We start from the raw sequence: 24,691 nt of genomic DNA, 5'->3' as shown, positions 1-24,691 counted from the left end.
CCTCGTCCCGGGATACCTCCAGACTACCGCAGGGCCTGTCTCCAAGGGAAGGGGTCATTTACATATTTCTGCAGGTCAGAGGCTGTTTTGGGACGCCGCGAGGGCGCCACGAGCCATGCCCGCGCGCCCCCCCGGCATACCGTCAGGCCAGGGAGCCGCCGTTGGTCGCGATGACCTCGCGATACCACCCGAAGGACTTCTTGCGGTGGCGCTCCAACGTCCCCGTCCCGTCGTCGTCGCGGTCGACGTAGATGAAGCCGTACCGCTTGGACAGCTGGGCCGTCGAGGCGCTCACCAGGTCGATGGGACCCCAGGAGGTGTAGCCCAGCAGGTTGACGCCGTCCTGCAGCGCCTCGCCGACCTGGACGAGGTGGTCGTTCATGTAGGCGATGCGGTAGTCGTCCTCGACGGTCTTGACGCCGTCGACCTCGACCAGCTGGTCCTTGGCGCCGAGCCCGTTCTCGACGATGAACAACGGCTTCTGCCATCGCTGCCAGTAGTCGTTGAGGACGATCCGCAGGCCGACCGGGTCGATCTGCCAGCCCCACTCGGACGCCTCGAGGGTGGGGTTGGGGACGCCGCCCATGATGTTGCCCTCGCCCTTGTCCTGCTTGGCCGGGTCCGCGGTCTGGCAGACGCTCATGTAGTAGCTGAACGACACGAAGTCGACCGTGTTGGTGAGGTCCTCGCGGTCCTCGTCCGTGATCTCCAGCTCGATGCCGGCCTCCCGGAAGCGACGCAGGGGGGGTCAGCTCGTTGACGCGAAATGCTCCTCGAGGACGACCGCGATGCCGTCGTCGTCGTTGGAGGCCGTGACCCGGTCGGCGCCGTCCTTGACGTGGTCGAGCGCGTTGCCCATCGCGACGCCGGTCCCGGCGGCGCGGAGCATCGGCAGGTCGTTCTCGTTGTCCCCGAAGGCAGCCGCCTCGGCGGGGTCGAGGTCGCGGGCCGCGCAGTAGTCGAGCAGCCCCGACCCCTTGTCGACGCCGGGTGGCGTGATCTCGAGGTAGAAGGGGGCGGACAGCGCCAGCTCGGCCTGGCCGTGCAGCTCGCGCCGGAAGGTCTCGACGTGCCGGGCGAGCAGGGCGGGCTCGGCGCAGACCAGGACCTTGTGGAGGGGCTCGCCCAGGTCCTCGAAGCGCGGCGTGATGGCCAGCTCCATGCCGTTGGCGGGTGCCTCGGCGGAGACGTTGTAGCCGTCCTCGCGGGTCGCTTGCACCACGTGGCCGAGCGGCGTCATCGCCGCGAGGCCCAGCTCCTCGACCAGGTCGAGCACCCGCACGACGAGGGCCGGGTCGAGCGTGCGGTGGCAGATGATCTCCTCCGTCTCGGCGTCCACCACGGCCGCACCGTTGCACGAGGCCAGCACCAGCCGTTCCAGGCCCAGGCCGAGCGTCTCGGCGAGGTGGCGCAGGCCGTGCTCGGGCCGCCCCGAGGCGAGCATGAGGACCGCGCCCTGGTCGCGAGCGGTGCGGAGGGCGTCACGCGTGCGGGGGGAGACGGTCTTGTCGGACCGCAGCAGGGTCCCGTCGATGTCGACGGCGATCAGGCGAAACATGTGTCTCCTCAGCGGATCCCGGGGGCGGGGCGGCCGTTCTCGAGATAGGTGGCGTGCTCGGCCTCCAGGCCGACGGCGACGCGGCGACGCACCGGCTTGCGGAGCAGCTGCAGCGCCTCGTCGACCGGCGCGAAGCGGTGCTCGCTGATCTCCTCCTCCTGCAGGCGGATGCGCCTCGCGGCACGCGTCGTGACCGTGCCGCAGTGAAAGAGCAGGCGCAGCCCGAGCTTGGCGCCGTCCTTGCCGGGGCGGGTGTCGACGACGACGAGGCGCCCCGCGTCGACCTCGAGCCCCGTCTCCTCCCGCACCTCGCGGCGGCACGCGTCCCACGGGGACTCCCCGTCGGCCTCCATGACGCCCCCGGGGATGGTCCACCCGGACTTGTAGGTCGGCTTGAGGATCAGCAGGCGGCCCTGCTCGTCGAGGAGGATGGCGCCCGCCGACACGGGCAGCTCGGGCGGGGTCCACGCGCTCATGGGCGCCAGCATGTCAGACCGTCGTCCGCTCACGGGCCGGCAGCTCACCGAGCCGGACGAGGGGGCTCGCGACGACCAGCCAGCACGCCACCATGTGCAGGCCGGCCATCGCGAGGATCGTGGGGCGCACGCCGAGGGTGCTGCCGAGCCAGCCGGCCAGCACCCCCGCGAGCGGCATGCGAGCAGGACGGCGGTGTGGAGGCGACCGGTGCCGACGCGGCTGGCCAGGGGGACGGCGATCACGGAGCCGATGACCCCGCCGATCGCGCCGGTCGTGAAGTACTAGCCGACCATGTCGGTGGTGAGCCCCAGGTTCCGTACCAGGTAGAGGACGAGGAGGGCGCCATACCCGGTCAGCCCGAGGTTGGACAGGCCGCCGATGACGACCAGCCACGGCAGGTAGCGGTCGCGGACGACGAACGCCAACCCCTCAGCCGATGTGGAGGACGACCGCGTCGACCTTGGCCACGGCACATCCCCGCGCCTCCGCGGACAGCCACGAGCAGTGGGCTGAATGACGTCGAGCGGCAGGCGTCCCGGGTCCGGGCAGCCCAGTCCCTGCAGGAGCAGCAGCACGTCGACGCCGGCCAGGTCGCGCAGCGCCTCCCAGGTCATCGACTTGGTGAGCGCCTCGTCGTCGTGTCGCCGTACGGACGGTCCCAGGACACCTGCGCGATCGCGAGCTCCAGGTCGACCGCCTGCTGAGCCACGCCCGGGGCGAGACCGCAGGCCGCCATGAGATCGTCGAGAGGCAGCAGGCCATGTCACCCCGGGGGAGGGGTGCGGTATCCCGGCCGGCCGGCGGTCGCCGCCGCGCGCAGGGCGCCGCGACCGAGCGCTCCGGCCGCGCGGCTGAGCATGCCCGGTTGGTCGCCGGTGACCCGCGGCGGCATCACGACGACCGGGCAGGCCGCGGCATAGACCAGGCGCTGCGCGAACGCGGTGCCCGTGGCGGGCAGCCCGCGCGGGGCGTCGACCACGAGCAGGTCGGCATCCTGGGCGGCCTCGAGCAGAGCCTTGCGCTTGCCGCCCCGCACCAGCTGCAGCCGAGCGCCGTGGTCCCGCCCGAGCGTGGCCTCGACGTCGGCCTCGAGCGAGCGCAACGCCTCACGCTCGACGTCCTCGGCGACCGAGACGCGGCCGGGCGAGATGCCGGAGGGTGTGGCCTGCGGGCTGGGGACCTTCCAGGCGCGTACGGCGACCAGCTCGCCCCCGTGGGTCTCCGCCTGGTCGCGGGCCCAGGCCAGGGCGGCCGGCGAGCCGGAGGTGGCGCTGACGCCGACGACGACGGTGTACGGACGTTCGGTCATCTGGGCCTCCTCACACCGGGAGCTTGGTGGTCTCGTTGCCCTGCTCGTCATAGCTCGTGAGCGGGGGCGCGATCTCCTCGAGCGACTTGCCCTCGGCGTCGACGCCCCACTTCGCCGCCACGAAGGCGCCGAAGAGCATGATCACCGACGCGATGACATAGCCCCAGAACATCGGGTCGCGGTCCTTGCCCTCACCGATCAGCCAGCCGTAGAAGACGGGGCCGATCGAGCCGAAGACCTGGGCGATCGCGAAGAAGTAGGAGATGGCCTGGCCGCGGACCTCCAGCGGGAAGATCTCGGAGACCGTCAGGTAGCCGGCCGAGGCGCCCGCGGAGGCGAAGAAGAAGGCCACGCACCAGAAGGCGGTGTGCACCCAGGCGTTGATCATGTTGGCCTGGAACATCCACGCCGAGACCAGCAGGACGACGGCGGCGAAGGAGTAGCAGCCCGCAATCATCTTGCGGCGCCCGACGGTGTCGAACAACGGTCCCAGCAGCAACGGACCGAGGAGGTTGCCGACGGCGAAGGGGAAGAAGTAGATCGCCGCGCTCGCCGCAGTGAGCCCGTAGAAGTTCTGCAGCACGAGGGAGTAGGTGAAGAAGATCGCGTTGTAGAGGAAGGACTGCGTGATCATCAGCGTGGCGCCGAGGAAGGTGCGCGAGGGGTACATCGTGAAGAAGACGTAGCGCAGCTGTTTGGGGCTCAGGCCCTCGCGGGGCTTGATCCACATGGCCTGGTCCTCGGACAGCTCGGGCAGCGCCTTGCCCTGGGCCTGCGCGTCCTGCTCGATGCCGGAGACGATGCCCTCGGCCTCCTCGCCGCGGCCGTGGGTGAGCATCCAGCGAGGGCTCTCCGGGATGTGGCGGCGCAGGTAGATGATGCCGAGGCCGAGGATCGGGCCGAGCAGGAAGGCGATGCGCCAGCCGAGGTTGTCGTCGAAGCGGCCCTCCGCCAGGAAGTACGCGCTCGCGGCGGCGCCGAGACCGGCACCGAGCCAGTAGGTGCCGTTGATGGCCAGGTCCACGCGGCCGCGGTACCTGCCGGGGATGAGCTCGTCGACGGCGGAGTTGACCGCGGAGTACTCGCCGCCGATGCCCGCCCCGGAGATGAACCGGCACGCGAGGAAGATCCACATGTTGGGGGAGATGGCGGCCAGCGCCGATCCGGCCAGGTAGACGAACAGCGTCAGGACGAACAGCTTCTTGCGGCCGAGGGAGTCAGTCAGCCGGCCGAAGGTCAGCGCGCCGATCACCTCGCCGAGCAGGTAGACGGTGCCGGCCAGGCCGACCTGCGCCGAGCTCATGCCGAGCGACTTCTCGAAGCCGCCTGCGGCGACGATCTGGACCTCGAGACCGTCGAGGATCCAGGCCGTGCCGAGGCCGAAGATGACCATCCAGTGGAAGCGCGACCAGGGCATCTTGTCCATGCGCGCCGGGATCATGCTGCGGACCGGCTTGTCCTCGGTGGATGCAGCAGCCGTCATGGGTGCCTCCTTCCGTTGAGGTCACAGAGGGTTCACAGGTCGACGTGCATCTTCCCGTCCGGCAACCTACGCCTCCGACGGAAACTACGCAGGATGTAGCGACGAAAAGAGGGCGGGCCTCACCAGAATTCTCGTCATCGCCGCCCCGTCTGGTGGATGACATTCATGGGCTCGACGTGGGTCTCGGTCGGGACCGAGCCGTTTGACGGGCCGCCGCTGGGTGCAACGGGAGTGGCCGTGCGCCGGTTGGCATGGAGCTCGGCTCCGCCGCATGCGGGCCGCTGTCTGGTGGCGGTGCCGAGAGCGTCGGCGACGACTGCTCACCTACGGTCCACAGCAGGGGCGCGAGCCCATCGATGAGGGCCAGGAAGAGGCCGACCAGTACATCGAAGCGCTCCGCGCCGCCCTCACCGAAGACGTGCGCACCCTCACCGGCGGCAACATCGTGCGCGAACGCCAGTTCTCCGAGCGCCTCGCCGAGCTGACCAACCGCTATGTGAACGGCCAGCTCACCTCCGCCGAAGTCCTCGAAGAGCTGCTCCGCGTGGCCGACGAGATCCGCGAGGAAGCCGAACGCGAGGAGAGGTTCACGCCACCCCTCGACCGCGACGAGCTGGCCTACTGGGACGCCGTCGGCGCCAACGAGTCCGCCCGCGACCTGCTCGGCGACGACGTCCTCGCGCAGATCGCACGCGAGCTCGTCACGATCATGCGCCGCGACACCTCCACCGACTGGACCGTGCGCGAAGACGTCCGGGCCAAGCTGCGGTCCACCGTCAAGCGCCTGCTGGTGAAGTACGACTACCCGCCGGACAAGCAGCCTGAGGCCATCCGGCTGGTGATCGAGCAGATGGAGGTGATGGCTCCCAGGTACAGCACCGGCAGGACGTCATGAAGGTCGGGGTCTACGTCGACGGGTTCAACCTCTACTACGGCGGCCGCAAGCAGTGCGGTGATGCCGAAGGCTGGAGGTGGCTGGATGTACGAGGGCTCAGCGCGACCTTGGTTGAAGAGCAGCGGGGTTGGCCGGAGGCTCAGATCGAGCGCGTCGCGTACTGCTCCGCTCCGATTGACCAAGGGCTCAATCCGTCCGGATACGCCAAGCAGTTCCTCTACTTCCAGGCGCTGCAGCAGTCTGGGAGCGTCGACCTGTCGAGTTCGGCAAGTATCAGACAGGCGTCCGCTACCGTCCTCTGGCGGTCAAGAAGGACCCTGGCGGCATCGAGCTGGTTTCGCCGGCGTGGCCGGTGATGGTTCAGGCGCCCATGGGCACCTCTCGAGCCGACGCTGTGTTCATGGTCTCGATCCTGCACCAGGAGGAGAAGGGCTCCGACGTCAACGTAGCCACGCACCTCCTCACCGACGTCCTCACCGGGGCTGTTGACGCGGCGGTCGTCATATCCAACGACTCGGACCTGAAGCTGCCCGTGCACATCGCCCGTGAGCGCGTGCCCGTCGGCCTGGTCAACCCGCACGGCAACAGGCACGCCGGGGACCTCCGAGGACAACGCGGCCAGGGTGCAGGGAGGCACTGGTGGCGGAGGCTCGGTCCGGAAGACTTCCTGAAGCACCAGCTCCCACCCGTGGTCGAGCGGATCTCGAAGCCGCCCAACTGGTGAAGGCCGATTAGCAGGGGTTGGGCCCATGCCCAACCCCTGCTAATCTGTAGTCATAACCCACCCGGTCTCTCTGAGGCCGGGTTTTTCATTGCTCCTCGGGCGGGAGGTCCACGACGTACACCCGGCGGAGCTTGATGACGTCCCGCCATCGGATCGGGAGCGCCTCGTAGTGGTTCAGGACGAGATTGGCGATGTCTGAGCCGCTCAGGAGCCGCAAATCCTGTCGCATGCGTTCCACAGCCTGCGCGTCCCGGGTGTAGGTCCCCAACGCCACGAAGAGCCCGACCTCTCCGCGCGAGAGCGTGCCGACGAGCTGCTGGACCTGCGGTGCCCCCTGGCTGACGGTCGTGTGCTTGCATTGCACCTTGATGAGGGGCGCTTCGAGCCCGAGACGGTCCTTGTGGGCGATCACGTCGACCCCGCCATCCTGCGAATAGCTGGTGGTGCGGGCCTGGTATCCCATCACGCGGAGCAGATCAGCGGTGAAGAGCTCGAACTGCTCGTGAGTGAGGCTGCGGTGCAGCGTCCGCACGATGAAGTCCTGGGTGTGCTGCTGGATCCGGTCGGCGTTGGGCTCCTCCTCGGCAGGGGTGGGAGCCAACCCGTCGTCGGGCTCGGCATCGACCGCCCCTGTGGCTGCATCCTCGACCGCAGTCGCCGCTGCCTCGAAGGCCTCCTCGTCAGGCGTGGCGAGGAACTCCTGGAAGATGTGCTCGTGTCGGCGGATCCGGAACAGCGTCACGGCCGAGCCGATCTCGTAGAGCGCTGATTGGGGGAACAAGCCGCGGGCGACGCCGGTCCGGAGCCATTCGACGCGCCGCCGATGGCGATGCACGCGCTCCTCGGCGTGGTACTCGTAGCCTCCGACCACCCTGCCGAAGTTGATTGTGCCGTCCGCCTTGTAGGGAGCCACGACGAGGTCGCCCTCCTCGATCTCATAGGCGAACCTGTGCAGCACCCCGGCCCATACCGGGAACGCGCCGGGCTTGCTCCCGGGGTACGTCCGCGTCACGGCTGCCTTCAGCGATGACCGGTCGTTGCCTATGGCCCGGATGTCGCCGACCTCGTCCCAGCCGATCGAGATGAAGCCCTTCTCCACCAGCTCGGCGCCGAGCGCGTCGTTGTGAATACCCCACATGGCCGTCATGGCTCTCATCTCCTCTGGGATCGACGACTACAGACTGTCACGGTCGTGACGTTCGTGGCGCCGGCAGCTTCTGGACCTCGGGCAATCCGACGAACCCCGCTTCTGAGCCGACGATCAAGGCCATGCCGGTCGACTGCACCAAGTCCGCCAGATCTTGCCCCGGCCACTCGGGCAGCACGATGGCGAGATGGGGGAGTGGCGTCCGATACCTCGAGTAATCGAGCAATTGGCCGATGGCCATGCGCACGGATTCGCGGTTCGCCCCCTCCTTCACCTCGTAGAGGACGTTGGACGTGGCGTCATAAGTGTCAGTGACGAAGGAGCCCTCGCCGCTGGCTGGCTGGATGCGAAGCCTGCCGGGGTGGTGCCCCAGCCCGCGAAGTTGCTCCTCGAGGCGTCGCATGAGGTCGGCCTCGCTGCGGCAACCTGTTCCGGCTGGCTGTGGGCCAGTCGCGAACGCTGTCGCAGTGTTCTTCTCGCACGGCACAACCGTGACGACGGGACCCAGTGCCGTGCCCGTGCTCGCGCTCGCCGCCGGGCTTGCAGCGGGTGGCGGGTAGAAACCCACCTCTGCAAGTCGTTTCATTGCGTGCTGGCCGCCCTCGCCGTGAAGATCGGCGGCGCATGCCACCGTTTCGTCTACGTGCCAAAAGGCGCGGCCCATGACGGCCTTCGCTGGGTAGGTAGCTCCTTGGTGCTCAATGCGATGCTGGATGTTGTACATACCGAATCCGCAAACATCTAGGAACGTGGCCTCAGATGAGGCCTGACACTCCTCGATGGACATCAGAACCGCCTCGCGGGTGAGTTTGGGCAGCCGCACCTCTCAGAGCGTAGCGGAGCGTCACGCGCTGCGAGAGCTGCGGCCCGGGTACCGGCATACGGCCGGGAGGGAGAGGCGACCGGCTCAGCGGGCGACCGACCGCTGGTAGGCGCGGATCGACAGCGGCACGAACACCAGCAGCAGACCCACGATCCAGGCGAGGGTGTAGATCTCCGCGTGCTGCAGCGCCCAGGTGTACTCGATCTGCTCGCGCAGCTGCTGCGCGCCCGCGCCACCGCCCGCCCCGCCGCCGGGGGCCAGGGCGAAGAGGTTGCCGAAGTTGTCGCGCGCGGCGTGCGTGATGGTGGAGACGGGGTTCCACCCGGCGATGGTGCGCAGCACGGCAGGCATGTTCTCGCTGGGCACGAAGGTGTTGGCGATGAAGGTCAGCGGGAAGATGATCATGAAGGTCGCGTTGTTGAAGATCTCCGGCGCACGCACCTTGAGCCCGATGTAGGCCATGACCCAGCTCACGGCGTAGGCGAAGCCCAGCATGAGGGCGTAGGCCAGGACGGCCTTGAGCAGGCCGTCGCGGATCCGCCACCCGATGGCGAGGCCGGTCAGCGTCATGATGACGAGCACGATCACGTTGTTGAGCAGGTCGCTGAAGGTGCGGCCGGTGAGCACGGCGCCGGGGTGCATGGGCAGGGTGCGGAAGCGGTCGATGACGCCCTTCTGCATGTCCTCGGCCATGCCGGACCCGGTGATGGTGGCGCCGAAGATGATGGTCTGGGCGAAGATCCCGGCCATCAGGAACTCGCGGTAGCCCTGGCCGTTGCCGGACCCCGCGAGCGACCCGAAGACATAGCCGAACAGCAGGATGAACATGATCGGCTGCAGCGTCGTGAAGACGATCAGGTCGGGAACGCGCTTGATCTTGATCAGGTTTCGTCGGGCGATGGTGCTGGCGTCGGCGAGGAGCGTGCTCATCGGGTGGTCTCCTGCGGGGTCTGGTCGGGCTCGTCGTCGTCGGTGTCCTGGGTGGGGCGGCCGGTCAGGGACAGGAAGGCGTCGTCGAGGGTGGGACGGCGGACCCCGATGTCCTGCACGGTGATTCCCCGGTCGGCGAGGAGGCGGACCGCGTCGACGAGGGTGCGGGTCCCGCCTGCGGCGGGCAGCGTGAGCTCGCGGGTGTGCTCCTCCACCTCGACCTGGCCCTCACCGAGGCCTTCGAGGGCCTCGCGAGCGAGCCGTATGTCGGAGGAGTCGGCCACCGTCACGTGCAGGCGCCCACCGCCGACCTGGTCCTTGAGCTGGTCGGCGGTGCCCTCGGCGATCACGCGCCCGTGGTCGACGACGAGGATGTTGTCGGCGAGGCGGTCGGCCTCCTCGAGGTACTGCGTCGTGAGGAGCACGGTCGTGCCCTCGCGGACGAGGTCGCCGATGACGTCCCACATGTCGCCGCGGCTGCGGGGGTCCAGGCCGGTGGTGGGCTCGTCGAGAAAGATCACCGGTGGCTGCGCCACCAGGGCGCCTGCCAGGTCGAGGCGGCGGCGCATACCCCCGGAGTAGGTCTTGGCAGGGCGGTCGGCCGCGTCCTCGAGGCGGAAGTCCCGCAGCAGCTGGCGCGCCCGCTGCCGGGAGTCCTTGGCAGAGAGGTGGTAGAGGCGGCCCACCATCTCGAGGTTCTCGTAGCCGGTGAGGTACTCGTCGACGGCGGCATACTGCCCGCTCACGCCGATGAGCCGGCGGACGCTCTTGGGGTCCGTGACGACGTCGGCGCCGGCGACGGTCGCCCGCCCGGAGTCGGGTCGGATGAGGGTCGTGAGCATGCGGACCGTGGTGGTCTTGCCGGCGCCGTTGGGGCCGAGCACGCCGAGGACGCTGCCCTCGGGCACTGTGAGCGAGATGCCGTCGGCCGCCCTGACGATCGATCCGGTGCGCCCCCTGCCGCTCCGGTAGTGCTTGACGAGGTGGTCAGCGATCACCGCTGGGGTGGATGACATGAGGCGAGCATGGCAGAGGTGTGGGTGCCATCCCAGGCCTCTGCGGTCAGGAGCTGTCCGCTGGTTGCTCTTGCTGCTGGTCGGCGAGTGCGGTGCGTCCTGCCGGCCGGCGGAGTCGGGGTCGGCGGGGGCTAACCTCGACGCATGCACGACCACGTCCACGGCCACGACACCTCCAACCGCACGCGGCTGGCGATCGCGCTGGGCATCACCGCGGCCATCCTCGTGGCGGAGGTCGTGGGAGCCGTGGTGACCGGGAGCCTGGCCCTGCTCGTGGACGCCGCCCACATGCTCACCGACACCATCGGCCTCGCGGTGGCTCTCGTGGCCGCGGCCCTGATGGCGCGACCGCCGTCGGCCCGCCGCACATGGGGGTGGCAGCGGGCCGAGGTCCTCGCGGCCGGTGGCCAGGCGACGATCCTGCTGGCCGTCGGGGTGTATGCCGTCGTCGAGGGGGTGCAGCGACTCCTCGCCCCGCCCGAGATCCGGCCCTCCGCCCTGGTCCTGGTCGGCGTGGTCGGCCTGATCGGCAACCTCGTGGCGATGCTCGTGCTGAGCGGGAGCCGGGGCAGCAACCTCAACATGCGGGCCGCCTTCCTCGAGGTGGTCAACGACGCCCTGGGCTCGGTCGCCGTCATCGTCGCCGCGATCGTGATCGCCACGACCGGGTGGGCCCGGGCCGACGCCGTGGCGGGCCTGGCCGTCGCGGCCCTGATCGTCCCCCGCGCGCTCGTGCTGCTGCGCGAGTCCGGGTCGATCCTGCTCGAGAGCGTGCCGTCCGGGCTGGACCTGGAGGAGGTGCGCCGGCACATCCTCGGGGTGGACCACGTCGTCGACGTGCACGACCTGCACGCCTCGGTCGTCGCCACCGGCCTGCCCGTCCTGTCCGCCCACGTGGTGCTCGCCGACGAGTGCTTCTCCGACGGGCACGCGCTGCGGATCCTCGACCACCTGCAGGAGTGCGTGGCCGGGCACTTCGCGGTCAGCGTGGAGCACTCGACCTTCCAGCTCGAGGCGGTGTCCCATCGCGACCACGAGGCGCACGTCCACGCCTGATCCGTCGCGCCCGGTGCCGCGAGTGGCGGCAGTGGGTCGGGATCAGCAGCAGCGGGCGTCGCCGGTGGTGGTGCCGAGGAAAGCGCGTGCCACGTCCAGGACCTCGGGCACGACGGCGTAGTGCGCCCAGCGACCGCGCTGCTCGCGCGTGATGATCCCCGCGCTGACGAGCCTCTTGAGGTGGTGGCTCAGGGTGGGCTGGCTGATCCCCAGCTCGTCCGGCAGGTGGCAGGCGCACACCGTGCCGCCCTGCGCCGAGGCCAGGTAGCCCACGAGCCGCACGCGGGTCGGGTCGCCCAGCGCCTTGAAGATCTCGGCGAGGCAGACGGCGCGATCCGCGGGCATCAGGGGGGTGCTGGCCGCGGCGCAGCAGTCCGTCGAGGCGGTGGCCAGGGTCGTCATACGTCGAGGGTAGTCCTCATATTGACAACTATCAATGCGAGTGCCAGGCTCCGTATCGACGGACGTCGATGAGAGGAAGCCATGACCACCACCGACCGCGCGCCCGAGTCCTCGGTCGCGGCGCGCCTGTCCACGCTCGACCGCTACCTGCCCGCGTGGATCGGCGCCGCCATGGTGGGGGGCCTGCTCCTCGGTCGCCTCGTCCCGGGCCTGGGTGACGCACTCGCCGCCGTCGAGATCGACGGGGTCTCGCTCCCCATCGCCATCGGCCTGCTCGTGATGATGTACCCCGTGCTCGCCAAGGTGCGCTACGACCGGCTGGACACCGTCACCTCCGACCACCGGATGCTCGGCTCCAGCCTCGTCCTCAACTGGATCGTCGGGCCCGCGCTGATGTTCGCGCTCGCGTGGACCTTCCTCCCGGACCTGCCGGAGTACCGCACCGGCCTGATCATCGTCGGGCTCGCCCGCTGCATCGCCATGGTGATCATCTGGAACGACCTGGCCTGCGGCGACCGCGAGGCCGCCGCCGTCCTCGTGGCCCTCAACTCGATCTTCCAGGTCATCGCGTTCGCCGCCCTCGGCTGGTTCTACCTGTCGGTGCTGCCCGGCTGGCTCGGGCTCGAGCAGTCCGCCCTGGACGTCTCCCCGTGGGAGATCGCCAGGAGCGTCCTGATCTTCCTCGGGATCCCGCTGCTGGCCGGCTACCTGTCCCGCCGCCTCGGGGAGAAGCGTTGGGGCCGTGCGTCCTACGAGCGCTCCTTCCTCCCGCGGGTCGGGCCGTGGGCGCTCTACGGGCTGCTGTTCACCATCGTCATCCTGTTCGCTCTGCAGGGGGAGCAGATCACCGGCCGGCCGATGGACGTCGCACGGATCGCGCTGCCGCTGCTCGTCTACTTCGCGCTGATGTGGGGCGTCTCCTACGTCCTCGGGCGCGCGCTCTCGATGAGCTACGAGCGCACCACGACCCTGGCCTTCACCGCCGCGGGCAACAACTTCGAGCTGGCCATCGCCGTGGCCATCGCGACCTTCGGCGTCACCTCCGGGCAGGCGCTCGCCGGCGTCGTCGGCCCGCTCATCGAGGTGCCCGTCCTCGTCGGCCTGGTCTACGTGAGCCTGTGGCTGCGCCGCCGCTTCCCGCACGCTGTTGACACCCCCGCTGACACCTCTCGTTGACCGAGGAGCCCCGATGAGCGACCGCCGACCGTCCGTCATGTTCGTGTGCGTCCACAATGCCGGCCGCTCCCAGATGGGCGCGGCCTACACCCACCACCTGTCCGGCGGGGCCGTCGAGGTGCGATCGGGGGGCTCGGCCCCCGCCGACGCCGTCAACCCCGCCGTGCGCGAGGCGATGCTCGAGGAGGGCATCGACATCTCCGCCGAGAGGCCCAAGATGCTCACTCCCGAGGCGGTGCAGGCCTCTGACGTCGTGATCACGATGGGCTGCGGGGACGCCTGCCCCTACTACCCCGGGACGCGCTACGAGGACTGGGAGCTCGCCGACCCCGCCGGTCAGGGCGTCGAGGCCGTGCGACCCATCCGGAACGACATACGGCGCCGGGTGACCGAGCTCCTCGGCGAGCTGGGGGTTGAGGTGCAGCCGCTCGGGCACTGACAACGCCCCTCGTGCCGGCCGAGGTCGCCTAGGGTTCGGTGCATGAACACTGGTCGACTCCCTGCAGGGGCAGGGTTGCTCGCACGGTCGCCGCTCGCGGCACTGATGATCGCGGCGGTCTCGGCCTGCGGGGTGCAGGTCCCCACCGATCCCGGACTCACCCTGGACCGGGTCCGGTCCGAGCGGGTGCTGCGCGTCGGGGTGACCCATGCGCCGCCGCGCGTCGTCGTCACCGGCCCCGAGGAGACCCCGAGCGGGCCCGAGCCCGAGCTCGCCCAGCGGTATGCCGAGCATCTCGGCGCCCGCGTCGAGTGGACCACCGACAGCGAAGCCGCCCTCGTCGAGGACCTGTCCGACGGAGAGGTCGACCTCGTGGTGGCCGGGCTCGACGCCACCAGCCCCTGGGCCGCCGAGGTCGGACTGACCCGGCCCTATGCCGAGTCCACGGACCCCGGCGGCCAGACCCGGCAGCACGTCCTGGCCGTCCCGGCGGGGGAGAACGCCCTCCTGTCCGACCTCGAGCGCTGGCTCGACAGCTCGGCGGGAGGGGCCTCGTGAGCCGCTCGTCGACGACGAGGTTCGGCGGGACGACGCTGCCGGAGGAGCAGCGCGACGCCCTGCACCGCGCGACCCGCCTCGAGTGGATCACCATCACCTACATGGTGACCTGCGTGGCCGCCGTCTACCTCGTCATGGGTTCGTCCCAGGCGATGAAGGCCGCCTGGATCGAGGACCTGCTCGCGTTCGTGCCGCCCATCGCCTTCCTGATCGCTCGGAAGCAGGTCGGCAAGAGCCCCTCGCCCGAGTATCCCTACGGACGCCACCGCGCCGTCGCCAGCGGCCACCTCGCCGCCTCGGTGGCGCTGCTGCTGGTCGGCGCGATGCTGCTGTGGGACTCCGTCACCGGGCTGGTCAAGGCGGAGCACCCACCGATCGGCACCCTCCAGCTGCTCGGGCACACCGTCTGGGCGGGCTGGGTGATGATCGCGGTCATGGCCTACACCCTCGTCGGGCCGATCATCATCGCGCGACGCAAGATGCCGCTGGCCGAGGCCCTGCACGACCGCATCCTCTACGCCGACGCGGACATGCAGAAGGCCGACTGGATGACCGCGGCCGGATCCATCGCCGGCATCATCGGCATCGGTCTGGGCTGGTGGTGGGCGGACGCGGCGGTGGCCAGCGGCATCGCCGTGTCCATCGTCAAGGACGGCTGGACCAACCTGCGGTATGCCGGGCGCAACCTCATGGACGGCCGGGCCAGGACCTACGACTCCGCCCACACCCACCCCCTGGTCGCGGAGGTCGACGCGGTCCTGCGGGGATGCGGGTGGGTCTCGGACTCGCGCAGCCGGGTCCGCGACATGGGCCACGTGCTGCACGTCGAGTCCTTCGTGGTGCCACGCGGATCCTCGGCGCTGACGGCGGACGTCGAGGCGGCGGCGGCCGCCATACGAGCCCTGGACTGGAAGCTGGACGACGTGGTGATCATGCCGGTGAGCCGGATCGGTGACATGCCGGACCCGCTCGCGGACCGCGCGTGACGGGACGAGTCGGAGCATGAGCATGGACGTGCGGATCGGGACGTCGGGCTGGACCTACAAGCACTGGCGCGGCACCTTCTACCCCGACGGCCTGCGCATCGCGGACCAGCTCGACTACTACGCCGAGCGGTTCGACACCGTCGAGCTCAACGGCTCGCACTACCGCTGGCCGGCCGACACCACCGTCGAGGGCTGGCGCGACCGCCTCCCGCAAGGCTTCGAGATGACGGTCAAGGCGTCGCGCTACCTGTCCCACTACCGCAAGCTCAAGGACCCGGCCGACTGGGTGGAGCGGATCACGCACACCCACGACCTGCTCGGCGACAAGGCGGGCCCGCTCGTCGTGCAGCTCCCCGCCGACCTGCACCGCGACGACGACCGCCTGTCGACCTTTCTCGGGATGCTGCCCGAGCGGGTGCGGGTCGCGGTCGAGCCGCAGCACGAGTCCTGGCTCGACGACGGGGTGTTCGACCTGCTCGACCGGCACGGCGCGGGCTTCGTGGTGTCCGTGGTCGCCGGGCGCGAGCCCGTGCTGCGGGCGTCCGGTCGCCTGGCCTACGTGCGGTTCCACAACAGCGACCCCGAGTGGCGGTATGGCGGGTCCTTCGACGACGAGGCCCTCACGCGGTGGGTGGGGCACCTGCGGGGTCTCACGGCGGGCGGCCGACCTGCCTACTGCTACTTCAACAACGACAACTACGGGTATGCCGCGTTCAACGGCCTCCGCCTCAAGGAGCTGGTCGCCGCCCAGACCTGACGCCCGCGGCTCACCCGCCGTCGGGGGAGACGGCGGAGGCGGGAGCAGGAGGCGGGGTGGCGTCAGGCCAGCGCCAGCCAGGCGGCCAGACCGACGCCGGCCACCGCGACGAGCCACCGCATGACCCGCTCGGGGATCAGCCGCCGCGCGGCAGGCCCGAGGTTGCCCCCCAGCAGGCAGCCGAGGCCGAGCGCGAGCGCCGCCCACCAGCTCACCGGCCCGAACGCGATGAACAGCACCGCGGCCACGACGTTGGTGGCCGCCAGCAGCACGGACTTCAGGATCATCGACCGGCCGAACGCGTCGCTGGAGGCGAGCAGCGCGACCGCGAGGTAGATCGTGCCCGCGCCGGCGCCGAAGTACCCGCCATACGTGCTCACCGCGAGGACCCCGGCGAGGTAGACCCAGCGGGGCGCGGACCGCTCGCCCTGCAGGGACCGCAGCCGCGGGGAGACGAGGACCATGAGCGAGGCCACGAGGAGCAGCCACGGCACGACGAGCGTGAAGGACCCCTCCCCGCCGAGCAGCAGGACCGCGGCGCCGATCCCGCCGCCGAGGGCCGCGAGGGCGAGCTGGGGGAGCAGGTCGCGTCGGCCGCCGGCGAGCAGGGTCGGCATCCCGCGGGTGGCCGCACCGACGCCGATCCCGATCAGGCCGAGCGTCTGGCTGACGTTGGCGGCGACGGGCGACAGCCCGGCCGCGAGCATGGCGGGATAGGACACGAGCGAGGCCATCCCGGTCAGGTAGCCCACGAAACCCGTTGCCAACCCTGCCAGCACGAGCAGGACGAAGGTAGTCAGCTCCATGCGGTGACCGGGCGGGCGGGCCCCGACGCGGCCAGGTGGAGCGCGCGGATGCCGACCTCAGCCATGTGCTGGATGGTAGCTGCTGCGTGGGTCGGGCGGCTCGGTCGGTCGTCGACACCTACGCTGACGGCATGGACGACGGCGCCACCCCGCTGGTGCGGACGCTCCTGGCGCTCGAGGCGATCCAGGACCGGCCGGGGGTGACGGCTGCCCAGCTGGCCGACCGCCTCGGCGTCACCGAGCGGGCGGTGCGGCGCTATGTCCTGACGCTGCGCGAGGCGGGTGTGCCGGTCGAGTCCTCCCGGGGGCCGTATGGCGGCTACCGGTTGGGGCGCGGCGCCCGCCTCCCTCCTGTCGTGTTCACCGAGGACGAGGCGATCGCCCTGGTCACGGCGGTGCTGTCGGCCACGGCCGGCCAACGGCAGGGGACCGACATCCGGCGCGAGGCCCTCGACAAGGTCATCCGCGCGCTCCCCGCCAGGACTCGGCAGCAGGCCGCGGTCGTGCGCGACACCGCCAGCGGGGCCGGCCGCCCCGACCCGCTGCCGGAGCCCACGGTCACCAGCGCCCTGGTCGCGGCCATCGCGGACGGTCGTCGGGTGCAGCTCGACTACCGCAGCGAGTCGGGGAGAGCGCACGCGTGGCTCGTCGACCCGTGGGCGCTGGTGGTGCGTCACGGCCGGTGGTACCTCCTCGGGCACGCCCACCACGCCCAGGCGACACGGACGCTGCGCGTCGACCGCGTGGTGGCGGCGACCCCGACGTCCGAGCGTTGCTCCGTGCCCGCCGACCTCGACCCCGTGGCCGCCCTCGAGGAGGCGCTCGGAGCCGGGTGGGAGCTCGAGACGCACGTGCGGTTCGACGCGCCCCTCGCGGAGGTCTCGCGGTGGGTCGGCGCCGTCTCCGGGACGCTCACGCAGGTCGAGGGCGGGTGCGAGCTGCGAGGATCGACCAACGACGCGGAGATGTATGTCGTCGAGCGTCTCGCCCAGGTCCCGCACCCGTGGCGCATCGTCGGTGGTCCCGAGCTGCGGCAGGCGGCCCGTGACGTCGCCGCCCGCCTCGCCGCTGCCGCGGACTGACGTCACGGGGGGCTCAGGTCGTATGCCGGGAGCCGGGGAGGTCGGCATACCGCTCCGTCAGGACCCCGGCTGCGCGCTCGCCTGCGCGGCAGGTCGACATCGGGACCTGTCCGAACGCCTTGCGCGGCAAGGGATGTCGGGCGAGCGCGGCCGTGCGCGCGTCGTCCCAGTCCACCAGGACGTGCCAGGCGTCGCCCTCGTGGACGACCTCGCGCACCGAGCCGACCGCGCACAGCTCCTGCCGCCGCGACAGGTAGGCCCAGATCGTGTCGCCCGTCCGCATCGTCCGGTAGCCAGAGCGCAGGCACCAGCGGTCGATCGGCTGGGAGCGCGCGATGGCCTCCCAGACGGGGGTGGCGTCGGGCCGGGTGCGCCAGTCCGCGGGTTGGTGCTCGGCGTGCGCCGCCGGGTCGATCGGGAGCAGCCAGTGCGTCGGCGCACCGGCCGAGGTGGCGGGAGCCGCTGCGGGCCAGGCCGGTCCGCGACGCAGGCGCACGGGACCCCGGGCCACCCGCACGTCGACGGGCTCGCCGTGCTGCACCACCTCGACGAGGCCCCTCCCGGCCAGCCGGGCCGCGGCCTCGCGAGTCGGCGTCATCAGGTCGCGCCAGTGATCGCCACCGAGCGCCCGCGCCACCTCAGAGGGGCAGATCGTGACGTCCGCGCCACGCCGGCCCAGCAGGTCCAGGATGCCCGCCCGCAGCGCGGCGTCGTCGGATGCAGGTGCGACCATGACGGCACTCTAGGTCGTGCGCCCCCGGACCAGCAGCGGCTGCGACATCAGCAGCCCGACGAGCAGGACCGCCCCGAAGCCCAGGGCGTAGGCCACGGCCACGGCGGACTGCGCTGCTGCGGTCGGGCTCATCGCCGCCGAGCGCAGCTGCCCGCCTGCCTACCCCGTCCTGGACCTCGCGGGATGCCATCCTGAAGGCGTGCGTCCACGAGGCTATGTCGGTGTCGTCGGCCCGGGCTCGGCGACGGCGGAGCAGGTGCAGCAGGCGGTCACGGTGGGCCGGCTGCTCGCCGAGCAGGGCCTGGTCGTCGTGACCGGAGGGCTCGGCGGGGTGATGGCCGGTGCCGCCCGCGGCTGCACCGAGGCAGGGGGCACGAGCCTGGGCCTGCTGCCCGGCGACGACCGCGCCGCCGCCAACCCGCACCTGTCGGTCACCGTGCCCACGGGCCTGGGGGAGATGCGCAACGCCCTGCTCGTGCGGGCCTGCGACGCGGTGATCGCGGTGGGCAACAGCTGGGGGACGGTCAGCGAGATCGCGCTCGCGGCCCGGACCGGGGTGCCGGTGGTGCTTCTCGGTGGGTTGCGGCTCTTCGACGAGGTGCCGGTGGCCGACCACGACGTGCGGGCACCCCGCCACGCGGCCTCGCCCGAGGACGCCGTGGCGGCGGTCCTGACGGATCTCGGCCTCGAGCGGTCACCGGCCCGTGAGGGCGGCGAATCGGCATACGACGGCTGGGTCCTCGGCGTCGACGGCGCGCGCGGCGGGTGGACCGGCGCGCTCCTGCCGAGCGCGGGGAGGGGCACGGTCCGGCTCGTCGCCGGGCCGGACCTGGACACCCTCGTGTCGCGCGCACGGGCCGGGTGCGAGGTCCGGCTCGTCGCGGTCGACACCCCCGTCGGGCTGCCGGACACGGGTCGGCGGCAGGCCGACGTGCTGGTGCGACGGCGGCTGGGGCGGCGGGGCAGCTCGGTCTTTGCGACTCCCGTGCGCGACGCGCTCGCGGCCGAGTCGTATGCCGAGGCCCGCCGGATCAGCGTCGCCCGCACGGGCGGGACCAGCCTGGCGGCGCAGAGCTATGCGCTGCGGCGGGCCATCCTCGACGTCGACGGGTACGTGCGCTCAAAGGACCCGGAGCGGGTGCCGGTCGTGGAGGTGCACCCCGAGCTGTGCTTCGCGGTCATGGCGGGTGCGCCGCTGGACTCGAGCAAAAAGACGGTCGAGGGTGTCCACGAGCGCGAGGGGCTGCTGCTCGCGCAGGGCGTGCGGCTGCCGAGCGGCGTGGCCCTGGACCGCCGCGGCGCCGACGACCTGCTCGACGCGGCGGCGGCGGCCTGGAGCGCGGCGCGGGTCGTGCGGGGAGAGGCCGTGCGGCACCCCGAGCTGCCGGAGCGCTTCAGCGACGGGATCGACGCGGCGATCTGGGTCTGACGGTCTGCGGCTGACCTCACTCGCGTCCGGCGCTGATCCAGTCAGGCCCGGCGAAGTCGAGGTTGCGGGTGCCGTGGGCGAGGTCCGCCGCCCGGGCGAGGCGCGACCGCTGGTCGCCGGTCAGGACCAGGGCGGTGCTCGCGGCGTTCTCGGCGACCCGGGCGGCGCTGCGCGTCCCGGGGATGGGCACGACTGGCAGCCCGAAGGTCTCGCCCTGGGCTTGGAGACAGGCCAGCGGCGGGTGTGGCGTCGAGCTCCTCAGTGAGCAGTTGGGGATCAACCCTGAGACGTTGCGGAACTGGGTGACCCAGGCCGAGGTCGATGCTGGTGACCGGCCGGGCACGACCACGGCCGAGGCGGCGCGGATCACCGAGCTGGAGCGTGAGGTTCCGGCTGGTCCGTCCATGACCGAAGGATGACCTACGACATGTTGAGCGAGATCGCGACACATCGATGACACGTCCAGTGAGACTGCGACACCTTCAGTGAGATCCGACAGACAACCCCAGGTGGCGCACCCTGCCTTGATGATGGCGGCCCGGGAATGAAACCACGACGCTCAAGGTTGAGCGTGACAGACTCAAGTTCACTGACACGAGCTTGCACAGGATCGCAGGCGGTCATACCTTGAGTGCTGACGACTCAACATCCGCTAGTCATCAAGGAGAAGCCCCAACATGGCACGTGCAGTCGGTATCGACCTCGGCACCACCAACTCCGCCGTCGCCGTCCTCGAGGGCGGCGAGCCGGAGATCATCGCCAACGCCGAGGGTGGTCGCACGACCCCGTCGGTCGTGGCCTTCAGCAAGAACGGCGAGGTGCTCGTCGGCGAGATCGCCAAGCGCCAGGCCGTCACCAACGTCGACCGCACCATCCGCTCGGTCAAGCGCCACATGGGCACCGACTGGAAGCAGGAGATCGACGGCAAGGACTACACCGCGCAGGAGATCAGCGCCCGCACGCTGATGAAGCTCAAGCGCGACGCCGAGTCCTACCTCGGCGAGCCCGTCACCGACGCGGTCATCACCGTCCCGGCGTACTTCGACGACGCCGAGCGCCAGGCCACCAAGGAGGCCGGCGAGATCGCGGGCCTCAACGTCCTGCGCATCGTCAACGAGCCCACCGCCGCGGCGCTCGCCTACGGCCTGGACAAGGGCAAGGAGGACGAGCTCATCCTCGTCTTCGACCTCGGTGGCGGCACCTTCGACGTGTCCCTCCTCGAGGTCGGCAAGGACGCCGAGGACGGCTTCGCGACCATCCAGGTCCGCGCCACCAACGGCGACAACCGCCTCGGCGGCGACGACTGGGACGACCGGATCGTCAAGCACCTGCTCACCCAGGTCAAGAACACCACCGGCGTCGACCTGTCGGGCGACAAGATCGCCATGCAGCGTCTCAAGGACGCCGCGGAGCAGGCCAAGAAGGAGCTGTCCACCGCGACCAGCACCAACATCAACCTGCAGTACCTCTCCATGAGCGAGAACGGCCCCATCCACCTCGACGAGACGCTCACGCGCACCCAGTTCGAGCAGATGACCGCCGACCTGCTCGAGCGGACCAAGGAGCCCTTCCACAACGTCGTCAAGGACGCGGGCGTCAAGGTCAGCGACATCGCGCACGTCGTCCTGGTCGGCGGCTCGACCCGTATGCCGGCCGTGTCCAACCTCGTCAAGGAGCTCACCGGCAAGGAGCCCAACAAGGGCGTCAACCCGGACGAGGTCGTGGCCATGGGCGCGGCGCTGCAGGCCGGTGTCCTCAAGGGTGAGCGCAAGGACGTCCTGCTCATCGACGTCACCCCGCTGTCCCTCGGCATCGAGACCAAGGGTGGGCTGTTCACCAAGCTCATCGAGCGCAACACCGCCATCCCGACCAAGCGGTCCGAGGTCTTCACGACCGCCGACGACAACCAGCCGTCCGTGCTGATCCAGGTCTTCCAGGGCGAGCGCGAGCTGGCCCAGCAGAACAAGGGCCTCGGCACCTTCGAGCTCACCGGCATCGCCCCGGCTCCCCGTGGCATGCCCAAGATCGAGGTGACCTTCGACATCGACGCCAACGGCATCGTGCACGTGTCCGCCAAGGACCAGGGCACGGGCAAGGAGCAGTCGATGACGATCTCCGGCGGCAGCGCGCTGTCCAAGGAGGAGATCGACCGCATGGTCAAGGATGCCGAGGCGCACGCCGAGGAGGACAAGAAGCGCCGCGAGGAGGCCGAGGCTCGCAACAACGCCGAGCAGCTCGTCTACTCCACCGAGAAGTTCCTCGCGGACAACACGGACAAGCTTCCTGAGGACGGCCGCAAGCCCGTCGACGAGGCCCTCAAGGACCTCAAGGACGCGCTGGCCGCCGAGAGCACCTCGTCCGAGGACATCTCCACCAAGGCGACCAGGCTGTCCGAGGAGTCCCAGAAGCTCGGCTCCGCGCTCTACGCCCAGCAGGCGGACGAGAGCGGTGCGGGTGCCGGGGCGGCCGGAGCCGGCGATGCCGGGGCCAGGGCCGATGACGACGTCATCGACGCCGAGGTCGTGGACGACGACACGGATATGAAGTGACCGACGAGACCACCGGCCACGTGGGTTCCCCCGACGAGGGGGAGCCCAGCGGCCCGGTGATCCGGGACAAGCGACGCATCGACCCCGCCACGGGCGAGGTGCGCCAGCCGGCTCCCGAGCCCACCGAACCCACCGCGAGCGACGACAGGGAGACCCCGATGTCCGACCCGTCAGACCAGCACAAGCCCGGTGACCAGCAGGACGGTATGCCGCAGGACCCCTTCTCCGCCGAGGAGTCGGCGGTCCACGACGCCCAGGTCAGCGCGGCGGAGGCGGACGCCGCGGCCGAGCGGGCCGAGGCGGACGGCGAGCACCCGGACACGGTGCTCGCGGCCGAGCGGCTCGCCGACCTGCAACGTCTGCAGGCCGAGTACGTCAACTACAAGCGGCGGGTCGATCGCGACAAGGTCCTGCTCAAGGACCTCGGCGCGTCCTCGGTCATCGAGGCCCTCATGCCGGTCCTCGACGAGATCGCGCTGGCCCGCCAGCACGGCGACCTCGGCGAGGGCACGCCCTTCGCATCGATCGCCGACAAGCTGCAGCAGGCCCTCGGCCGGTTCGGCCTGGAGGCCTACGGCAAGGCGGGCGACGAGTTCGACCCGGCCCTGCACGAGGCCCTGATGCACGTCGAGGCGGAGCTCCCCGAGGGGGCCACCACCACGACGGTCGTCCAGGTCCTGCAGCCCGGCTACCGGCAGGGTGACCGCGTCCTGCGCGCCGCGCGCGTCTCGGTCGCCGACCCGCAGTAGCACCGTCCCCCACCGGCCCGCCAGCAGGCCCGCCAGACCGCCCGCCGCTGGCGGGCCGGCCGGGGACCACCCCCTTTGCGCAGCACCTTTGACCCATGGAAGGAGTCGCCGATGGCCAGCCAGGACTGGTTCGAGAAGGACTTCTACGCCACGCTCGGCGTGGACGAGGACGCCGACGCGGCGACCGTCAAGCGCGAGTACCGCAAGCTCGCCCGCAAGCTGCACCCGGACCAGAACCCCGGCGACACGGCCGCCGAGCAGCGGTTCAAGGAGATCGGCGAGGCCTACGCCGTCCTGTCCGACGCCGAGCAGCGCAAGCAGTACGACGCGATCCGTCAGATGGCCCACGGTGGCGCCCGGTTCGCGCCCGGGGCCGGCGGCAACGGCGGCTTCGAGGACGTCTTCAGCAACCTGTTCACGGGCGGTGGCGGCGGCCCCGGCATGCGGTTCACCACGAGCGGCGGGCCCGGCGGCGCCCAGCCGGACATGGAGGACCTACTGCGGATGTTCGGCGGAGGAGGGGGGCAGAGCCCCTTCGGCCAGGGATACGGCGCGTATGGCGCCCCCACCGGACCGCGACCCGGCGCCGACGTCGAGGCCACCGTGACCATCGGCTTCCCCGAGGCGGTGCGCGGCGACACCGTCACGCTGACCGCGGCCGACGGCGAGCGCATCACCACGCGGGTCCCCGCGGGTGTCAAGGACGGTCAGCGCATCCGGCTGCGCGGCAAGGGTGGCTTCGGCGACCCGCAGGCCCCGCGTGGAGACCTCTTCCTCAACGTCACCGTCACGCCCCACGAGGTGTTCGGGCGGGACGGCGACAACCTCACCGTCGACGTCCCCGTGACCTTCGCCGAGGCCGCGCTCGGCGCCACCATCAAGGTCCCGACCCTCGGCGGCGACCTGGTCGGCGTCAAGATCGCCGCCGGCACCCAGAGCGGCCAGCGGCTGCGCGTCAAGGGCCGCGGCATCGCCACCAAGACCTCGACTGGCGACCTGATCGCCACCGTCCACGTGGTCGTGCCCCAGCACCTGACCGACGAGATGCGCGCCGCCATCGAGGTGCTGGCCGCCGCGGATGCCGAGACCGACGTCCGCGCCGACCTGCGGGCTCGAGCGGCGAGGGCGTGACCTCGTGGCCGCTCCCGAGCGACGCGAGTTCGTCCCCGACGACGACACCCCGACCTTCGTGATCTCGGTGGCGGCGCAGCTCGCCGGCCTGCACGCGCAGACGCTGCGTCAGTACGACCGGCTCGGGCTGGTCGTGCCGCAGCGGTCCGGGGGCGGCGGCCGTCGCTACTCGGCGCGCGACGTGGCCCAGCTGCGCGAGGTGCAGCGGCTCTCCCAGGAGGAGGGCGTGAGCCTTTCCGGCATACGGCGGATCCTGGAGCTGGAGGACCACGTGAGCGCGCTCGAGGCGCGGCTCGCCGAGGCGCTGTCCGAGGTCGAGCAGCTGCGCCCGCAGGCGCGCTACGGCCAGCGGGTGTTCGCGGCCGGGCGTCGCGGCGACGTGGTGGCCATGCCGCCCGGTCAGCGCCCGAGCGCCGTCCGCTCCACGAGCCAGGCCCTGGTCGTCTGGCGTCCCGACACGACCCGCTGAGCGGGGC

The 24,691-nt window shown here is 70.9% G+C and carries 31 protein-coding genes and 1 pseudogene; 16 read left to right on the top strand and 16 right to left on the bottom strand.

The features are described 5' to 3' along the window. Positions 1 to 142: 142 nt before the first annotated feature. From GGG17_RS11010 to GGG17_RS10980, 7 genes and pseudogenes are all read right to left on the bottom strand, one after another. A pseudogene (locus tag GGG17_RS11010) lies at positions 143 to 742 on the bottom strand (family 1 glycosylhydrolase); the annotation flags it as partial. Between the two features lie 6 nt (positions 743 to 748). Next, positions 749 to 1,558, bottom strand: coding sequence for a Cof-type HAD-IIB family hydrolase (locus tag GGG17_RS11005; RefSeq protein WP_154593764.1), 810 nt, complete (start codon positions 1,556 to 1,558; stop codon positions 749 to 751). Between the two features lie 8 nt (positions 1,559 to 1,566). Then, on the bottom strand, positions 1,567 to 2,034 hold the full coding sequence (locus GGG17_RS11000) for an NUDIX domain-containing protein (protein WP_154593763.1): 468 nt from the start codon (positions 2,032 to 2,034) through the stop codon (positions 1,567 to 1,569). 13 nt (positions 2,035 to 2,047) lie between these two features. Then, positions 2,048 to 2,212 (bottom strand): hypothetical protein, encoded by a 165-nt coding sequence (locus GGG17_RS10995; protein WP_154593762.1) that lies wholly within the window; start codon positions 2,210 to 2,212, stop codon positions 2,048 to 2,050. Positions 2,213 to 2,316: 104 nt separating this feature from the next. Further along, complete coding sequence (locus GGG17_RS10990; protein ID WP_154593761.1) at positions 2,317 to 2,460, bottom strand: hypothetical protein; 144 nt, start codon at positions 2,458 to 2,460, stop codon at positions 2,317 to 2,319. Between the two features lie 338 nt (positions 2,461 to 2,798). Further along, positions 2,799 to 3,344, bottom strand: coding sequence for a universal stress protein (locus GGG17_RS10985; RefSeq protein WP_195849211.1), 546 nt, complete (start codon positions 3,342 to 3,344; stop codon positions 2,799 to 2,801). Between the two features lie 10 nt (positions 3,345 to 3,354). After that, positions 3,355 to 4,827 carry an MFS transporter gene (locus GGG17_RS10980; protein ID WP_154593759.1) on the bottom strand — a complete coding sequence of 491 codons (1,473 nt, stop codon included), beginning with the start codon at positions 4,825 to 4,827 and terminating at the stop codon, positions 3,355 to 3,357. Between the two features lie 271 nt (positions 4,828 to 5,098). Between GGG17_RS10980 and GGG17_RS10975 the strand changes: the two genes are divergently transcribed. Genes GGG17_RS10975 through GGG17_RS16550 form a run of 3 tightly spaced genes read left to right on the top strand, consistent with a single transcriptional unit; the run spans position 5,099 to position 6,446 of the window. Further along, entirely contained in the window at positions 5,099 to 5,722 is a 624-nt protein-coding gene (locus GGG17_RS10975; RefSeq protein WP_154593758.1) for a type I restriction enzyme endonuclease domain-containing protein, read from the top strand. Next, entirely contained in the window at positions 5,719 to 6,078 is a 360-nt protein-coding gene (locus GGG17_RS16555; protein ID WP_230082905.1) for a PIN domain-containing protein, read from the top strand. The genes GGG17_RS10975 and GGG17_RS16555 overlap by 4 nt, the downstream gene beginning before the upstream one ends. 44 nt (positions 6,079 to 6,122) lie before the next feature. Then, positions 6,123 to 6,446: a PIN domain-containing protein gene (locus tag GGG17_RS16550; protein ID WP_230082904.1), complete on the top strand. Its 324-nt coding sequence runs from the start codon at positions 6,123 to 6,125 to the stop codon at positions 6,444 to 6,446. A gap of 85 nt (positions 6,447 to 6,531) precedes the next feature. Here the strand turns inward: GGG17_RS16550 and GGG17_RS10965 are convergent, their stop codons facing one another. From GGG17_RS10965 to GGG17_RS10950, 4 genes are all read right to left on the bottom strand, one after another. After that, a complete protein-coding gene (locus tag GGG17_RS10965; protein ID WP_154593757.1) occupies positions 6,532 to 7,593 on the bottom strand; it encodes a restriction endonuclease in 1,062 nt (353 codons plus the stop codon). A 37-nt stretch (positions 7,594 to 7,630) separates the two neighbouring features. Next, a complete protein-coding gene (locus GGG17_RS10960; RefSeq protein WP_512698686.1) occupies positions 7,631 to 8,416 on the bottom strand; it encodes a ScoMcrA-related endonuclease in 786 nt (261 codons plus the stop codon). An 84-nt stretch (positions 8,417 to 8,500) separates the two neighbouring features. Next, a complete protein-coding gene (locus GGG17_RS10955) occupies positions 8,501 to 9,346 on the bottom strand; it encodes an ABC transporter permease (RefSeq protein WP_154593755.1) in 846 nt (281 codons plus the stop codon). After that, complete coding sequence (locus GGG17_RS10950) at positions 9,343 to 10,362, bottom strand: ATP-binding cassette domain-containing protein (RefSeq protein WP_154593754.1); 1,020 nt, start codon at positions 10,360 to 10,362, stop codon at positions 9,343 to 9,345. Before GGG17_RS10950 ends, GGG17_RS10955 begins: the two co-directional genes overlap by 4 nt. Positions 10,363 to 10,506: 144 nt before the next feature. Here GGG17_RS10950 and GGG17_RS10945 point away from each other — a divergent pair, with 144 nt between their 5' ends. After that, the gene (locus GGG17_RS10945) at positions 10,507 to 11,418 is read left to right on the top strand and encodes a cation diffusion facilitator family transporter (RefSeq protein WP_154593753.1); all 912 of its coding nucleotides are present in this window, start codon (positions 10,507 to 10,509) and stop codon (positions 11,416 to 11,418) included. A 42-nt stretch (positions 11,419 to 11,460) separates the two neighbouring features. Here the strand turns inward: GGG17_RS10945 and GGG17_RS10940 are convergent, their stop codons facing one another. Then, positions 11,461 to 11,820: an ArsR/SmtB family transcription factor gene (locus tag GGG17_RS10940; protein ID WP_154593752.1), complete on the bottom strand. Its 360-nt coding sequence runs from the start codon at positions 11,818 to 11,820 to the stop codon at positions 11,461 to 11,463. 81 nt (positions 11,821 to 11,901) lie between these two features. Between GGG17_RS10940 and arsB the strand changes: the two genes are divergently transcribed. The 5 genes from arsB to GGG17_RS10915 are packed head-to-tail and all read left to right on the top strand — an operon-like array spanning position 11,902 to position 15,736. Then, positions 11,902 to 12,996, top strand: a complete 1,095-nt coding sequence (arsB, locus tag GGG17_RS10935) for an ACR3 family arsenite efflux transporter (RefSeq protein ID WP_154593751.1) — start codon at positions 11,902 to 11,904, stop codon at positions 12,994 to 12,996. A gap of 13 nt (positions 12,997 to 13,009) precedes the next feature. Beyond that, on the top strand, positions 13,010 to 13,435 hold the full coding sequence (locus tag GGG17_RS10930) for an arsenate reductase ArsC (protein WP_154593750.1): 426 nt from the start codon (positions 13,010 to 13,012) through the stop codon (positions 13,433 to 13,435). Between the two features lie 42 nt (positions 13,436 to 13,477). Beyond that, entirely contained in the window at positions 13,478 to 13,993 is a 516-nt protein-coding gene (locus GGG17_RS10925; RefSeq protein WP_154593749.1) for a transporter substrate-binding domain-containing protein, read from the top strand. Next, entirely contained in the window at positions 13,990 to 14,979 is a 990-nt protein-coding gene (locus GGG17_RS10920; RefSeq protein ID WP_311966617.1) for a cation efflux transmembrane domain-containing protein, read from the top strand. Before GGG17_RS10925 ends, GGG17_RS10920 begins: the two co-directional genes overlap by 4 nt. 16 nt (positions 14,980 to 14,995) lie before the next feature. Beyond that, positions 14,996 to 15,736, top strand: a complete 741-nt coding sequence (locus GGG17_RS10915; protein WP_230082903.1) for a DUF72 domain-containing protein — start codon at positions 14,996 to 14,998, stop codon at positions 15,734 to 15,736. Positions 15,737 to 15,798: 62 nt separating this feature from the next. Here the strand turns inward: GGG17_RS10915 and GGG17_RS10910 are convergent, their stop codons facing one another. Next, positions 15,799 to 16,542, bottom strand: coding sequence for a TSUP family transporter (locus tag GGG17_RS10910; protein ID WP_154593748.1), 744 nt, complete (start codon positions 16,540 to 16,542; stop codon positions 15,799 to 15,801). Between the two features lie 131 nt (positions 16,543 to 16,673). On the opposite strand from GGG17_RS10910, the gene GGG17_RS10905 reads away from it, so the two are divergent. Beyond that, entirely contained in the window at positions 16,674 to 17,624 is a 951-nt protein-coding gene (locus GGG17_RS10905) for a helix-turn-helix transcriptional regulator (protein WP_154593747.1), read from the top strand. A 13-nt stretch (positions 17,625 to 17,637) separates the two neighbouring features. On the opposite strand, the gene GGG17_RS10900 is transcribed toward GGG17_RS10905, so the two are convergent. Together GGG17_RS10900 and GGG17_RS16925 are read right to left on the bottom strand one after the other, a co-directional pair. After that, the gene (locus GGG17_RS10900) at positions 17,638 to 18,357 is read right to left on the bottom strand and encodes a DUF3253 domain-containing protein (protein WP_311966616.1); all 720 of its coding nucleotides are present in this window, start codon (positions 18,355 to 18,357) and stop codon (positions 17,638 to 17,640) included. Positions 18,358 to 18,366: 9 nt separating this feature from the next. Further along, positions 18,367 to 18,489, bottom strand: a complete 123-nt coding sequence (locus GGG17_RS16925; protein WP_283809795.1) for a hypothetical protein — start codon at positions 18,487 to 18,489, stop codon at positions 18,367 to 18,369. Between the two features lie 67 nt (positions 18,490 to 18,556). On the opposite strand from GGG17_RS16925, the gene GGG17_RS16545 reads away from it, so the two are divergent. After that, positions 18,557 to 19,786: a TIGR00725 family protein gene (locus tag GGG17_RS16545; protein WP_311966615.1), complete on the top strand. Its 1,230-nt coding sequence runs from the start codon at positions 18,557 to 18,559 to the stop codon at positions 19,784 to 19,786. 16 nt (positions 19,787 to 19,802) lie between these two features. On the opposite strand, the gene GGG17_RS17365 is transcribed toward GGG17_RS16545, so the two are convergent. After that, positions 19,803 to 19,976, bottom strand: a complete 174-nt coding sequence (locus tag GGG17_RS17365; protein ID WP_195849210.1) for a hypothetical protein — start codon at positions 19,974 to 19,976, stop codon at positions 19,803 to 19,805. On the opposite strand from GGG17_RS17365, the gene GGG17_RS17360 reads away from it, so the two are divergent. The 5 genes from GGG17_RS17360 to GGG17_RS10865 all read left to right on the top strand — a co-directional run bounded on the left by GGG17_RS17360 (position 19,969) and on the right by GGG17_RS10865 (position 24,684). Continuing rightward, positions 19,969 to 20,205, top strand: coding sequence for a transposase (locus GGG17_RS17360; protein WP_154593744.1), 237 nt, complete (start codon positions 19,969 to 19,971; stop codon positions 20,203 to 20,205). The genes GGG17_RS17365 and GGG17_RS17360 overlap by 8 nt on opposite strands. Before the next feature lie 258 nt (positions 20,206 to 20,463). After that, positions 20,464 to 22,335 carry a molecular chaperone DnaK gene (gene dnaK / locus GGG17_RS10880; protein ID WP_154593743.1) on the top strand — a complete coding sequence of 624 codons (1,872 nt, stop codon included), beginning with the start codon at positions 20,464 to 20,466 and terminating at the stop codon, positions 22,333 to 22,335. Continuing rightward, positions 22,332 to 23,084, top strand: coding sequence for a nucleotide exchange factor GrpE (locus GGG17_RS10875; RefSeq protein ID WP_311966614.1), 753 nt, complete (start codon positions 22,332 to 22,334; stop codon positions 23,082 to 23,084). The genes dnaK and GGG17_RS10875 overlap by 4 nt, the downstream gene beginning before the upstream one ends. Before the next feature lie 111 nt (positions 23,085 to 23,195). Next, on the top strand, positions 23,196 to 24,215 hold the full coding sequence (locus GGG17_RS10870) for a DnaJ C-terminal domain-containing protein (protein WP_154593742.1): 1,020 nt from the start codon (positions 23,196 to 23,198) through the stop codon (positions 24,213 to 24,215). 4 nt (positions 24,216 to 24,219) lie between these two features. Continuing rightward, the gene (locus tag GGG17_RS10865; protein WP_311966613.1) at positions 24,220 to 24,684 is read left to right on the top strand and encodes a heat shock protein transcriptional repressor HspR; all 465 of its coding nucleotides are present in this window, start codon (positions 24,220 to 24,222) and stop codon (positions 24,682 to 24,684) included. Positions 24,685 to 24,691: the final 7 nt, after the last annotated feature.

This window comes from Arsenicicoccus cauae, from assembly GCF_009707125.1.
GTDB lineage: Bacteria > Actinomycetota > Actinomycetes > Actinomycetales > Dermatophilaceae > Arsenicicoccus > Arsenicicoccus cauae.
The sequence above is the reverse complement of the archived record's forward strand: the minus strand, read 5'-3'. Positions and strand labels throughout refer to the sequence as shown.